This is a genomic window from Micrococcus sp. 63XJN7_6_ISO-PGPR-S23-444, from assembly GCF_058072765.1.
In genome coordinates this window covers 1572466-1585524 of the sequence record NZ_CM176516.1, presented here as the reverse complement: position 1 = coordinate 1585524, position 13059 = coordinate 1572466, and the positions used below count along the sequence as shown (strand labels likewise).

Genomic DNA, 13059 nt, shown 5'->3' with positions numbered 1-13059 from the left:
TGTCCCACCCTAGTCGGCGGCGGTGCGCCCGTGGCCGGCGGTGACCGGGATCGCCTCCCGCTCGCCCCGGCGGGGGCGGGGCCGCGAGGCGGCGGCCACTGTGCCGACGACCAGCCCGACGAGCGCCGGGACCACCCAGCCGAAGCCGACCGCGTAGCCGGGCAGCACCCGGCCGGCCAGGCCCGTCAGGGCGGTGACGGGCGGCGTCGTCGCGAGCGCCTCCGGCAGGGCGCCCAGCAGGTCGAAGAAGGCGGCGAGCCCCGTGCAGGCGACCACCCAGCGGGCCACCGCCGGGTGGTCCCGCACCCAGGCCCAGGCGAGACCGAGCAGGATGACGACGACGGCGATCGGGTAGAGGAACATCAGCACCGGGACGGACCAGGCGATGATCGCCTCCAGGCCCAGGTTGGCGAGCGCGAAGGACACGACGAGGAAGAGGCTCGCCCACAGCCGGTAGGACCCGGGGAACATCTCCGCGAACATCTCGGTGCACGCCACGATCAGTCCGATGCAGGTCTTCAGGCACGCGACGACGACGATGGCCGCGATGAGGTACACGCCCGCCGCGCCGAAGAAGTGGCTCGCGCTGCGGGCGAGGACGTCGCCGCCGTTCGCGGCCTGCGCGAACGCGCCGTGGCTCGTGGCGCCGACGTACGCCAGGGAGGCGTAGACCACCGCCATCGCCGCACCGCCGAGCAGCCCCGCCTTGCCCAGCTCCACCGCCATGCGGCGCGGGCCCGTCACGCCCAGGCGCCGGGCGGCGTCGACGATCACGACCGCGAAGGCGAGCGAGGCGAGCGCGTCCATGGTGTTGTAGCCGTCCAGCAGGCCCCGCACGAGCGCCCCGTCGGCGTAGGCGGGGGTCGGCGAGGGCAGGGCGCCCGTGCTCATCGGGGCCACGACGGCGGCCGCCATCAGGGCGCCGAGCAGGACCAGGAACGCCGGGGTCAGGTAGCGCCCCACCCACTCCATGAGCCGGCCCGGACGGAACGCCGCCACCGCGGCGACCGCGAAGAACGCCGCCGTGAAGCCGAGCAGCCGCAGGCCGCCGTCGCCCGCCAGGGGCGCGACACCGATCTCATAGGACACCGTGGCGGTGCGGGGGATGGCGAAGAGGGGGCCGATCGTCAGGTACAGCAGGCACGTGAACGCCACGGCGAAGCGCCGGGAGACGGGCGCCGTCATCTCACGGACCGAGCGCGCCCCCGTCACCGCCGAGGCGACGATGCCCAGGACCGGCAGCCCCACCGCCGTGACGAGGAAGCCGAGCGTGGCCGGCGTGACCGCGGCGCCCGCATCCCGGCCCAGGCCGGCGGGGAAGATCAGGTTGCCGGCGCCGAAGAACAGGCCGAAGACGAGCGAGGCCAGCAGCAGGGTCTGACCGGGGCGCAGGCGCGGGGGCATCACGGGCCTCTCGACGGCGAACGGGGCGCCATGACTGTACCCGGCGCGCGGTCAGCCTCCGCGCCTAGACTGGACGGGTCCCCGAACCAGGAGCGTGTGACCCCGTCATGTCCTTCCCGCTGCACCGTCCCCGGCGTCTGCGCCGGTCCGCCGCGATGCGCCGCCTCGCCGCCGAGACGCGCCTGCACCCCGCCGAGCTGATCCTGCCGGCCTTCATCAAGGAGGGCGCCGCCGAGCCCGTGCCGATCGCCTCGATGCCGGGCGTCGTGCAGCACACCGCGGACTCGCTCAAGGCCGCCGCGGCCGAGGCCGCCGAGCTGGGCCTGGGCGGCATCATGCTGTTCGGCGTGCCGACCACGCGCGACGCCGTCGGCAGCGCCGCCCTGGACCCGGACGGCGTCCTGAACCGGGCCATCCGGGACGTGAAGGCGGAGGTGGGGGACGGGCTCGTCGTGATGTCCGACCTGTGCCTGGACGAGTTCACCGACCACGGCCACTGCGGCGTGCTCACCGCCGAGGGCGCCGTGGACAACGACGCGACGCTGGAGATCTACGCCCGGATGGGCGTCGCGCAGGCCGAGGCCGGTGCGGACGTGCTCGGCCCCTCCGGGATGATGGACGGCCAGGTCCGCGTGATCCGGGAGGCCCTCGAGGGCGCCGGCCACCACGAGACCGCGATCCTCGCCTACGCCGCGAAGTACTCCTCGGCGTTCTACGGGCCGTTCCGCGACGCCGTCGACTCCCAGCTCACGGGCGACCGCAAGACCTACCAGATGGACGCCGCCAACCGGAGCGAGGCCCTGCTCGAGGTCGCCCTCGACCTCGAGGAGGGCGCGGACATGGTGATGGTCAAGCCCGCGATGAGCTACCTGGACATCGTGCGCGACGTGGCGGACATGGCGGACGTGCCCGTCTCCGCGTACCAGATCTCGGGGGAGTACGCGATGATCGAGGCCGCCGCCGCGCACGGCTGGATCGACCGGAAGGCCTCGATCGTCGAGTCCGTGCTCTCCATCCGGCGCGCCGGCGCCGACTCCGTGCTCACCTACTGGGCGGCCGAGCTCGGCCGCTGGATGAAGGAGGGGTCCCTGTGACCGCGTCCCAGCCGACCACCAACGCCGCCGCCTTCGCCGCGGCCCAGGCCGTCATCCCCGGCGGCGTCGACTCACCCGTGCGCGCCTTCGGCTCGGTGGGCGGCACGCCCCGGTTCATGGCCGGCGCACGCGGCCCGTACCTGACCGACGTCGAGGGCAACGAGTACGTGGACCTGGTCTGCTCGTGGGGCCCCATGCTGCTGGGCCACCAGCACCCCGAGGTCGTCGAGGCCGTGCACGCCGCCGTGGACCGCGGCCTCGGCTTCGGCACCTCCACGCTGGAGGAGACCGCGCTGGCCGAGCTGATCGCCTCCAAGGTCCCGGTCGAGCGCGTGCGCTTCGTGTCCACCGGCACCGAGGCCACCATGACGGCCCTGCGCCTGGCCCGCGGCGTGACCGGCCGCAACCTGATCGTGAAGTTCGCCGGCTGCTACCACGGCCACTCGGACGGCCTGCTGGCCGCGGCCGGCTCGGGCGTGGCGACCGCCGCCCTGCCCGGCTCCGCGGGCGTCACCGAGGCCGCCGCCTCCGAGACCCTCGTGGTGGACTACAACGACCGCGCCGCCGTCGAGGCCGTGTTCGCCGAGCACGATGAGCGCATCGCCGCGCTCATCACGGAGGCCGTGCCCTGCAACATGGGCGTCGTGGAGCCCGCCGAGGGCTTCAACGCGTTCCTGCGCGAGATCACCCGCCGCCACGGCGCGCTGCTGATCTGGGACGAGGTGCTCACCGGCTTCCGCGCCACCGCCACGGGCGGCTGGGGCCTGTCCGGACAGCCCGAGGGCTGGACCCCGGACATCTGGTGCTTCGGCAAGGTGATCGGCGGCGGCATGCCCGCGGCCGCCCTGGGCGGCTCCGCCGAGATCATGGACCACCTGGCCCCGCTCGGCCCCGTGTACCAGGCCGGCACCCTCTCCGGGAATCCGGTGGCCATGGCCGCCGGCCACGCCACGCTCTCCCGCGCCGACGAGGCCGTCTACGCGGCCGTGACGCGCGCCTCGGACGCCGTGCGCGAGGGCCTCGTGGCCGCGCTCGACGCCGAGGGCGTGGACCACTCGATCCAGCGGGCCGGCACCCTGTTCTCCCTGGCGTTCGGCACCTCCGGCACCGGCGTGCGGGACTACCGGGACGCCCAGGGCCAGGAGGTCTTCCGCTACGCCCCGTTCTTCCAGTCGATGCTGGCCTCCGGCGTGTACCTGCCGCCGTCCGTGTTCGAGGCCTGGTTCGTCTCCGCCGCCCACGACGACGCGGCGGTCACCCGGGTGCTCGACGCGCTGCCGGCCGCGGCGAAGGCGGCCGCGGCGGCGACGCCCCAGGCCTGAGACCCGAGCGCGGGTCGGGGCCGGGCGCTCAGCGCTCGGCCTCGACCGGCCAGTGGCGCGAGACGGTGGCCTGCGGGTCCTTGCGCCGCAGGTACTGCTCGAAGCTCTCCGCCTGCTCGGCCTTCCAGCGGACCTGCCGCTCGTGCAGGTCCGCCGGCGCGACGCGCAGCTGCTCGTACCGGGCGGCCAGGGCGTCGGCCACCTGGACGGCGGCGAGGGCGTCCGCCGCGGAGGTGTGCGCGTTCTCCAGGGTCACCCCGTAGTGCTCGGACACCGCGGAGAGCGTGCGCTTGCCCTTGCGGAACCGGTCCACCTGCTTGTCCAGCACGAACGGGTCGATCACGGGGCGGGCCTCGAGCGGCGTCAGCCCGTGGCGGCGCGCCTCCCGGTCCATCACCGTGAAGTCGTACACGCCGTTGAACGCCACCACGGGGATGCCCGCGGCGAACAGGTCCCGCAGGGTCTCGGTGATCTCCGTGACACCCTGCGCGGCGGGCATGCCCTCCGCCTGCGCCCGCTCCGTGGTGACGCCGTGGACCTCGGCCGCCTCGGCCGGGATGGGCACGCCCGGGTCCACGAGCCACTCGGCCGACGACGCGGCGCGGCCCTGCTCGTCCACCATCACCAGGGTGGCGGTCACGATCAGCGCGGTGCGCGGATCACGTCCGGTGGTCTCGAGGTCGAAGCCGGCGCGGATGCTCTCATGCCAAGTCACGCGCCTCACGCTACCCGGAGCGGCGGACACGACAGGATGGGGTCGTGACCGATCACCCTGTGCTCCCCGGCGCCCGCCACCGCGACGACGGACCGCTCACCCTCGGCGAGGGGCTCGAGGCGCTCGCCCGTCTGGTCCCGCCCGGACGCGCCGTCAGCTACGGGGGGCTGGCCGGCCTGCTGGGGGTCGGCGGTCCGCGGCAGGCCGGCCGGGCGATGGCCGAATCGAGCCCCGGCACGCCCTGGTGGCGCGTGGTCCGGGCCGACGGCTCGCTGCCTCCGGAGCTGGCCGCGCGGGCCGCCGTCGAGCACGAACGCGAGGCCATGCCCCGCACCCCGGCCGGGCGCATGGACCTGCCCCGGGCCCGCTGGGAGCCCGACGACGGCGCCGCGCGGGCGATCCGTGCGATCGCCGACCGTATCGTGTCCGGGCCCGGTGCGAGGATGAGGCCATGACCAGGGAACACGGGGTGGACCCCTTCGACGACGACGCGGCGGCGCCGGAACGGGCCGCTCGGCTGGTGCGCACGGCCGCCGCGCCCGAGGACCGGATCACGCTCACGGACGAGCAGGAGGCGATCGCCTCGCTCGCCCCCGGGCACGGCGCCGTGCTCGTGCTGGGCGCCCCCGGCACGGGGCGCACCACCGTGGCGGTCGAGTACGCGGCCCGCCGGATCGAGGCGGGGCTGGACCCCGAGTCCCTCCTGCTGCTGGCCCCGAGCCGGGATGCGGCGGCGCGGCTGCGTGACGCGCTGACCCGCCGGCTCGCCGCCGCCGGTCGGGGCACCCGCGCCGTCACCCCCGTGCGGACCTGGTCCTCCTACGCGTTCGACCTGCTGCGCCGTGCCCGCGTCACGGGACCGCTGAGGCATCTGGAGGTCGCCCCCCGGCTGCTCACCGGTGCCGAGCAGGACACGGTGATCGCCGAGCTGCTCGAGGGCTACGCCGCCGGCCTCGCCGCCGCGCCGGACTGGCCGGACGACGTCGCCCCCGCCGTGGAGGCGAGGGGATTCCGCCGTGAGGTCCGCGAGCTCGTGGACCGCATGAGCGAGCTCGGCCTCGAGCCGGGCCGCCTGCAGGAGCTCGGCACCGCCCACGGGCGCCCCGAGTGGGAGGCCGCGGCCGTGCTGCTGCAGGACTACCGGGACCGGATCGACCTGGGCATGGCCGAGGCGTTCGACGCCGCCGGGCTGCTGTCCGCCGCCGTCCGCGTGCTCACCGAGCGGCATCCCGAGGACCCGGAGCGCGACGCCGCGGCGCAGGCGTTCGTGGCGGCGGAGCGGGACCGCCTGGCCGTGCTCGTGGTCGAGGACCTCCACGAGGCCACCCCCGCCGTGCACGACCTGCTCACCGTGCTCGGACGCGGGCGGGACGTGCTGCTCACCGCGTCGCCGGACACCACCGTGGAGGGCTTCCGCGGCGCCCGGCCCGACCTCCTCGCCCGGTACCCCGGGGTCCTCGACCCCGATCCCGTGCCGGGGGCCGCCCCGCCCGCGTCCCCGGACGGGCGCGTCCGGGTGCTGACGCGCGGGCACCGCATGCGCGCCGAGGTCCAGGACGCCTACCTGCGCGTGGCCCGCCGGGTCCGCCAGCGCACCGCCGGCGTCGAACGGACCCGGACCGAGACCGTCCCGGCGGACGGTGACGGCGCCGTCCGCGCGCACGTCGTGCCCACCCGCGCCCACGAGGACCAGCTCGTCCTCGAACGGGTGCTGCGGGTCCACCACGAGGACGGGGTGCCCCTGGACCGGATCCTCGTGGTCGCCCGCTCCGGCTCCCGTGTGGCCGCGCTCGCCCGCCACCTGGAGGCCGAGGGCGTCCCCGTGCTGCGCGACGCCGCCGGGCTCGTGCTGAAGGAGGAGCCCGCCGTCGCGCCCCTGCTCACGCTGGTGGACGCGGCGGGGGCGCTCGCGGAGGATCCGGAGGCCCGGGTCGAGGACGTGCTCGACCCGGACGAGGTCGTGGGACTGCTCACCGGCCGGTACGGGATGGCCAGCGCGCTGCACGTGCGGCGGCTGCGCCAGGACCTGCTGGCCGCCGAGCGGGGCCGGGGCGGCCGGCGCACCTCGGACGCGCTGCTCGCCGCGGCCCTGCTGGACCCGAGCCTGGCCGGCCCCGAGCACGAGCGGCACCGCGCCCTGCGCCGCGTCCACTGGATGCTCCGGGACGGCCTGGAGGCCGCCCGCGCCCCCTCGGCCTCGCCCGAGACCGTGCTGTGGGCGCTGTGGTCCGCCTCCGGTCGGGCCGAGCGGTGGCGTTCGCTCGCGCTGCGGCCCGCCGAGCACGCGAACGAGCGCCGCGAGTCCCGCCGGGCGGACGCGGACCTCGACGCCGTCGTCGCCCTGTTCAAGGTGGCCGAGCGCTTCGTGGACCAGTTCCCGGGCGCGTCGCCCGAGTCGTTCGCCGTCTACATGGAGTCCCAGGACCTGCCCGTGGACACCCTGGCCCGCCGTGCCGAGTCCGGTGACGCCGTGCACGTGCGCACCCCTGCCGCGGCGGCCGGCCAGGAGTGGGACACGGTGATCGTCGTGGGCCTGCAGGAGGGCGTGTGGCCGAACACCCGGCTGCGCGGCCAGCTGCTCGGCGCCACCGACCTCGTGGACCTCGTGACCCTGCCCGCGGACGCCCCGTGGCCCACGGATCACCGCACCCGGCTGCGCGAGGTGCGTCAGGACGAGCTGCGCATGCTCGCGGCCGCGGTCTCCCGGGCACGGCGTCAGGTGGTCGTCACGGCCGTCCGCTCGCCGGATGAGGGCCCCTCCGACTTCCTCGACCTGGTGGACCCGCCCGAACGGCTGCCCGCCGAGGCGCGCGACGCCGCCGGCGTCCGGCGGCTCACCGCGGTCCCCGACCCGATCACGGCGTCCGCGCTCGTCGGCCGGCTGCGCCGCGTCCTGGAGGCCGGGGACGAGGCGGACGCGGCCGACGGGGCGACATCCCGGGCCGCGGCGGCCGCCGGCCTGGCGGTCCTCGCCGAGGACGGCGTGACCGTCGCGGACCCCCGACGCTGGTGGGGCCTGCTGCCGCTGTCCACCGAGGCCGCGCTCGTCGACCCGGAGCGCGAGGTCGTCGCGCTCTCGCCCTCCCGCGTGGAGACGGCCCTGCGCAATCCGCTGAACTGGGTGCTGTACCACGTCGGCGCGAACGCGGGCGGAACCCTCGCCCAGTCCGTGGGCACGCTCGTGCACTCGGTGGCCGAACACCACCCCGAGGGCGTGCCCGAGGACGTGCGCGCCGAACTGGAACGCCGCCTGCCCGAACTCGGCCTGCCGGAGGGCTGGATCACGGAGATCGAGCACGACCGGGCCCGCGGCCTGGTGGACGCCTACATCGGCTACTGGAGCATCGCCCGGGCGGCCGGGCGTCGGCCCGTGGCCCAGGAGGTGCGGCTCCTCGCGGACCTGACCTGGGGCGGGACCACCGTCCGGATCACCGGCGTCGTGGACCGGCTCGAGGCGGATGCGCAGGGCCGACCCTTCATCGCCGACCTCAAGACCGGCCGCAGCGCGCCCACCGGCGCGGAGATGGCGCGCCAGCCCCAGCTGGCCGCCTATCAGGTGGCCGTCCGCGCCGGCGGTCTGGAGCAGGTCCGGGACGACCCCGCCACGGACCCCGCCCTGCGCGCCGCGCTCGCCGGCCTGGAGCACCCCACGACACCGGCCGGCGCGGCCCTCGTCCAGCTCGGCGCCGGCACCCAGAAGACCAAGGTGCAGGACCAGCCGGCCCTCGAGGACGAGGACACCTGGGCGCTCGAGCAGGTGTTCACGGCGGCCCGCCGCACCACGGGGCCGCGCTTCCTCGCCCTCCACGAGGCCGGCGCCCGCCGGTGCGCGCTGCCCTCCGTCTGTCCGCTCTGCTCCGAAGGAAGGCAGGTCACCGAATGGCCCCGCTGACCGGCGATCCCGCCGCCCAGACCGATCGTCCGCGCGTCGAGGACGCGGTCCACTCGCCGGAGGACATCGCGGCGCGGCTGCGGCTGCCCCCGCCCACGGAGGAGCAGGCCGAGGTGGTCACCGCCCCGCTCACTCCGCGCCTGGTGCTGGCCGGCGCCGGCTCCGGCAAGACCGCCACCATGGCCGACCGCGTGGTCTGGCTCGTAGCCAACGGTCTCGTGCGCCCGGACGAGGTCCTCGGCGTCACGTTCACCCGGAAGGCGTCCGGTGAGCTCGCCGACCGGATCAACGGGCGCGTGGACGCCCTGCTGCGCTCCGGCCTCGAGATCCCCGGCTTCGACGGGGAGCCCGAGGACCTGGGCCGCGCCTCGGTGTCCACGTACCACTCCTACGCCGGCGCGCTCGTCAGGGACCACGGCCTGCGGATCGGCGTGGAACCGGAGGCGCGGCTGCTCGGAGGCGCGGACGCCCACCGGCTCATGGGCGCCGTCGTGCGTTCGCATCCGGTGGTCGCGGACACCCTCGGCGTGGCCCCGTCTCGGCTCATCACGCAGGCGTTGCGGCTGGCCGGGGACATGGCCGAGCACCTGGTGAGTGCGGACGAGGTGCGCGAGTTCCTCGCCCGGCTGGCCGAGCAGGGGAGCGCCCTGCCGCTGCCCCCGCGCGCCAAGACCCCCTCGAAGGAGATCCAGGAGTTCCTGACCGGCCTGGCGGACCGCGCCCTCATGGCGGACCTCGTGGCCCGCTACGACGAGGTCAAGCGCGAGCAGGACGTGATGGACTTCGGCGACCTGCTGCGCCACGCGGCGCGCATCGCCGTCGAGGTGCCGGCGGCCGGCGAGCAGGAGCGCGCGCGGTTCCCCGTGGTGCTGCTGGACGAGTTCCAGGACACCTCCCACGCCCAGATGCGGATCTTCGCCGGGCTGTTCGGCCCGCGCGGCCCCGAGGACGACGCGCCCGGGTTGGGGCACTGCGTCACCGCGGTGGGTGACCCCCACCAGTCGATCTACGGCTTCCGCGGCGCCTCCGCCGGGCAGCTCTTCGCCTTCCCGCACGCCTTCCCCCGACTGGAGACCGGCCCCGGCGGCGCCCCGCGGCGCGTGAACGCGGACGTCTCGCACCTGACGATCGCGTGGCGCAACGAGGAGTCGATCCTGGCGGTCGCCAACGCCGTCGCCGCACCGCTGAACGCCCACGCCGCCGCGACGGGCGGCGCGCCGGTGGAGGTGCGCACCCTGCGGCCCCGGCCGGGCGCGGGGGAGGGCGTCGTCCGGGTGGACCGGTTCGTCACCGCGGAGGAGGAGGCCGCCGACGTCGTCGACCGCCTCGGCGCCCTCACCGGGGCCGGGCCCGGGGGGACCACCCCGAGCCGCGCCGTCCTGTGCCGCACCCGCGCCCAGTTCGGCCCCGTGCTGGACGCGCTCGACGCCGCCGGCCTGCCCTACGAGGTGCTCGGGCTCTCCGGGCTGCTGGCGCTGCCGGAGGTCGCCGAGGTGCTCGCCGTCCTCCACGTGCTGGCCGACCCCACGCGCAGCGACCAGCTCGTCCGCCTGCTCACCGGCCCACGCTGGCGCATCGGCGTGGCCGACCTCGAGGTGCTGCAGGAGCGCGCCCGGTTCGTCTCGCGGCTGCGGGCCCGGCGGGCCGCCGGTGGGCGGGAGGACCCCGCCGGGGACGCCCCGGACCCGGCCCGGGACGTGAGCCCCGAGGAGGACGCCGACGCCGCCGCCCTGCTGGAGGCCCTCGACTCCCTGCCCGGGGAGGGGACGGACTGGGTCGGCTCCCGCGGCCGCGGCTTCTCACCCGAGGGCCTGGCCCGACTGAGGGCCGTCAACGCCGAGCTGCGCCGGCTCTCTACGCGCACCGGGGAGGACCCGGCCGGCCTCATCGCGGAGGTGATCCGTGAGACGGGGCTGGACGTCGAGGTGGCCCTGCGGCCCGGCGTCTCCGCGGCCGCGGCCCGGCGGCACCTGAACGCGTTCCAGGACGCGGCCCGCGACTTCGGCGCCGGCACCACGGCGACGGACCTGACGGCGTTCCTGGCCTGGACGGAGTCCGTCCTCGAGCACGAGGACGGCCTCGGCGTCGAGAACGCCGAGCCCACCCCCGGCCTGGTCCAGGTGCTCACCGCGCACGCCTCGAAGGGGCTCGAGTGGGACGTCGTCGCGGTCCCCGGCCTGCAGGAGGGCACGTTCCCCTCCACGCGGGCGGACCGCTGGACCAGCCCCCGGGCCGGCGCGCTGCCGTGGCCCCTGCGCGGGGACCGCGCGTCGCTGCCGCAGTGGGACGGCTCGTGGGCGCAGGACCAGCGGGACTGGGTCCAGTCGGCCGGCACCGGATACAGCTCGAAGGCGGCCCAGGAGGGCAACCCGGACCCCTATGCCGTGGCCGTGGCCGCCCACGCCGAGCGCGAGGAGCGGCGCCTGGCCTACGTCGCGTACACGCGCGCGCGATCCGCCCTGTGGCTGAGCACCTCCCTGTTCAAGGGAGTCAACAAGGAGCCCCTGCCGGCCTCGGCCTTCCTCGAGGAGGTGGCCGGTCTGGCGGGGGAGGTGCCCGGCGTAGCGCTCGGCCCCGCCCCGGCCGAGGACGACCTGCCCGAGGCCAACCCCGCCGCGGGCCGGACGCTGGTCGCCCGCTGGCCCTTCGACCCGCTCGACGGCCCGGAGGCCTTCGTCGCCGACCCGGAGGACCCCGAGGACGAGGAACGCTGGCAGCCGCTGCCGCGCCGCTCCCGGGCCCGCCGGCACGGGGTGGAGGCGGCCGCCGCGGCCGTGCACGCCGCGGACCCGGCGGCGCTCGGGGACGACCCGGAGCTGGCCCGCCAGGTGGACTGGGTGCTGCTGCGCCGCCGGGACGTCGCCGGGACGGGCGGGGAGACCGCCCTGCCCGAGCACGTCTCCGTGTCCCTCTACGGCGAGCTCGCCGCCGACCCGCAGGCCGTGGCCGAGCAGCTGCGCCGGCCCCTGCCCCGGCCGCCCGCGCACGCGGCGCGGCGCGGCACGGCGTTCCACGCGTGGCTCGAGGAGCGCTTCGGGGCCACCGGCATGCTGGACATCGACTCGGCCGAGGACGCCGCGGACCTGTGGGTCGACGAGGCCCTCGACCTCGGCCCGATGCAGGAGTGGTTCCGCTCCTCGCGCTGGGCGGAGCGCACCCCGGCCTTCGTCGAGGCCCCGGTCGAGACGACGGTCGGCGGGATCACGCTGCGGGGCCGGGTCGACGCGATCTACCGCTCCGGCGGGGACCCCCGCCTGCCCTTCGACCCCGAGGCCGACTGGGAGCTCGTCGACTGGAAGACCGGCGCCGTGCCGCGGGGCCGCGACCTCGAGCTCAAGTCGCTGCAGCTGGCCGTCTACCGGCTCGCCTGGTCACGGCTGCACGGGATCCCGCTGGAACGGATCGGGGCCAGCTTCGTATATGTGGCCCACGGGCAGGAGCGCTCCTTCCCGGACCTGCCGGGGGAGGAGGAGCTCGAGCGTCACATCACGGACGCCCTGGCCCGCCGTTGATCGGCCGCACCACCTCGACGGCGGGCAGCGGGCCCGTCTCCGGGTCCGCGGTCCTCGCGGCCGCGGCCTCCCGGGCGTCCTCCGCCGCATCCCGGGCGTCCTCGGCGGCGTCGGCGGCCGCGTCGGCCTCCGCCTGGCGCGCGGCCGCCTCCTGCGCGGCGCGCACGTCGCCCGCGAGCTCGGCCAGCATGGCCTCCGCCTCGGCGACCATCCCCTCGTCGTGCCGGTCCAGGCCCCGCGTGAGCCACTGGGCGAGGGCGAACTCGGCGAGCAGCGCCGCACGGCGCATCAGGTGTGCGTCGCCGTCGTCGGCGGCCCCCGCGTCGGCGCGCCGGGCCGCGTAGGCGTCGAGGACGCGATCGGCCAGGTCCGGGTCCGTGGCGGCGGCCAGCCAGGCGACGTCGCCGGCCGGGTCGCCCACGTGCAGGTCCGTCCAGCCCGTCACGCCCACCACGCGGCCGCGCTCGAGGAGCAGGTTGTCCTCGTGCAGGTCACCGTGCACGGGCACCGGGGTGAACCGCCACAGGGCCTCCTCCTCCATGGCCTCCTCCCAGCGGCGCAGCAGCAGGGGCGGCACGCGGCCGGAGGTGGCCGCCTGGTCGAGGGCGTGGAGGTGACGCTGCCGGATCTGCTCCGCCGTGTAGGAGGGCAGGTCCGCGTGGTCCACGACGTCCGAGGGCAGCGTGTGGATCGCGGCCAGCACACGGCCCACGTCCTGCACCGCGGGCTCGCCGAGCCGGGCCAGCTCGTCCAGGGTGACGGGACGCCCGGGCATGTCCTGGTAGACGAAGGTGCGCAGCCCCTCGAGCCGCACCGCGCCTGCCACGGAGGGCGTGCGGAACGGCAGGCCGGCGCGCACCGCCGGGGTCAGGCCCGCCAGCACCTGCAGCTCCGTCTCGAGACGGATGCCCGCCTCCGGGGTGCGGGGCGAGCGGACCCGCCACCGCTGGCCCTCACCGTCCACGACGACGGCGGTCGAGAAGTCCGCGGGGTCGTCCGGGCTCGCCTCCACGGAGACGGGGGCGAGGCCGGGGACGGCCGCGGCGGCCAGGGCTGCGAGACGAAGGGGCTGACGATCCACCCCTCCAGCCTAGGCGCGGAACGCCCTCCCCCGTCGTCG

The 13059-nt window shown here is 76.4% G+C and carries 8 protein-coding genes; 5 read left to right on the top strand and 3 right to left on the bottom strand.

The window, feature by feature from the left end; all coding sequences use genetic code 11:
- Positions 1-9 precede the first annotated feature (9 nt).
- A complete protein-coding gene (gene brnQ, locus AC3RJ9_RS07180) occupies positions 10-1404 on the bottom strand; it encodes a branched-chain amino acid transport system II carrier protein (protein WP_036314330.1) in 1395 nt (464 codons plus the stop codon).
- Between the two features lie 107 nt (positions 1405-1511).
- On the opposite strand from brnQ, the gene hemB reads away from it, so the two are divergent.
- Both hemB and hemL read left to right on the top strand, forming a co-directional pair.
- Positions 1512-2498, top strand: coding sequence for a porphobilinogen synthase (hemB, locus tag AC3RJ9_RS07175; protein ID WP_036314332.1), 987 nt, complete (start codon positions 1512-1514; stop codon positions 2496-2498).
- Complete coding sequence (hemL, locus tag AC3RJ9_RS07170; protein WP_061867019.1) at positions 2495-3820, top strand: glutamate-1-semialdehyde 2,1-aminomutase; 1326 nt, start codon at positions 2495-2497, stop codon at positions 3818-3820. The genes hemB and hemL overlap by 4 nt, the downstream gene beginning before the upstream one ends.
- A 28-nt stretch (positions 3821-3848) precedes the next feature.
- On the opposite strand, the gene AC3RJ9_RS07165 is transcribed toward hemL, so the two are convergent.
- Positions 3849-4535 (bottom strand): 3'-5' exonuclease, encoded by a 687-nt coding sequence (locus tag AC3RJ9_RS07165; protein ID WP_123244208.1) that lies wholly within the window; start codon positions 4533-4535, stop codon positions 3849-3851.
- Between the two features lie 44 nt (positions 4536-4579).
- On the opposite strand from AC3RJ9_RS07165, the gene AC3RJ9_RS07160 reads away from it, so the two are divergent.
- From AC3RJ9_RS07160 to AC3RJ9_RS07150, 3 genes are read left to right on the top strand one after another with little or no spacing between them, the layout of a single operon-like run.
- Positions 4580-4990, top strand: a complete 411-nt coding sequence (locus AC3RJ9_RS07160) for an MGMT family protein (RefSeq protein WP_061867018.1) — start codon at positions 4580-4582, stop codon at positions 4988-4990.
- Positions 4987-8427 (top strand): ATP-dependent helicase, encoded by a 3441-nt coding sequence (locus AC3RJ9_RS07155; protein ID WP_061867017.1) that lies wholly within the window; start codon positions 4987-4989, stop codon positions 8425-8427. The genes AC3RJ9_RS07160 and AC3RJ9_RS07155 overlap by 4 nt, the downstream gene beginning before the upstream one ends.
- Positions 8415-11939 (top strand): ATP-dependent helicase, encoded by a 3525-nt coding sequence (locus tag AC3RJ9_RS07150; protein ID WP_123244209.1) that lies wholly within the window; start codon positions 8415-8417, stop codon positions 11937-11939. Before AC3RJ9_RS07155 ends, AC3RJ9_RS07150 begins: the two co-directional genes overlap by 13 nt.
- On the opposite strand, the gene AC3RJ9_RS07145 is transcribed toward AC3RJ9_RS07150, so the two are convergent.
- Complete coding sequence (locus AC3RJ9_RS07145; protein WP_098470587.1) at positions 11914-13020, bottom strand: phosphotransferase; 1107 nt, start codon at positions 13018-13020, stop codon at positions 11914-11916. The genes AC3RJ9_RS07150 and AC3RJ9_RS07145 overlap by 26 nt on opposite strands.
- Positions 13021-13059: the final 39 nt, after the last annotated feature.

Excerpts from the sequence above, each read along its gene's own strand:
- brnQ (WP_036314330.1), bottom strand. The coding sequence starts at position 1,404 with ATGCCCCCGCGCCTGCGCCCCGGTCAGACCCTGCTGCTGGCCTCGCTC.
- hemB (WP_036314332.1), top strand. The coding sequence starts at position 1,512 with ATGTCCTTCCCGCTGCACCGTCCCCGGCGTCTGCGCCGGTCCGCCGCG.
- AC3RJ9_RS07155 (WP_061867017.1), top strand. The coding sequence starts at position 4,987 with ATGACCAGGGAACACGGGGTGGACCCCTTCGACGACGACGCGGCGGCG.
- AC3RJ9_RS07150 (WP_123244209.1), top strand. The coding sequence starts at position 8,415 with ATGGCCCCGCTGACCGGCGATCCCGCCGCCCAGACCGATCGTCCGCGC.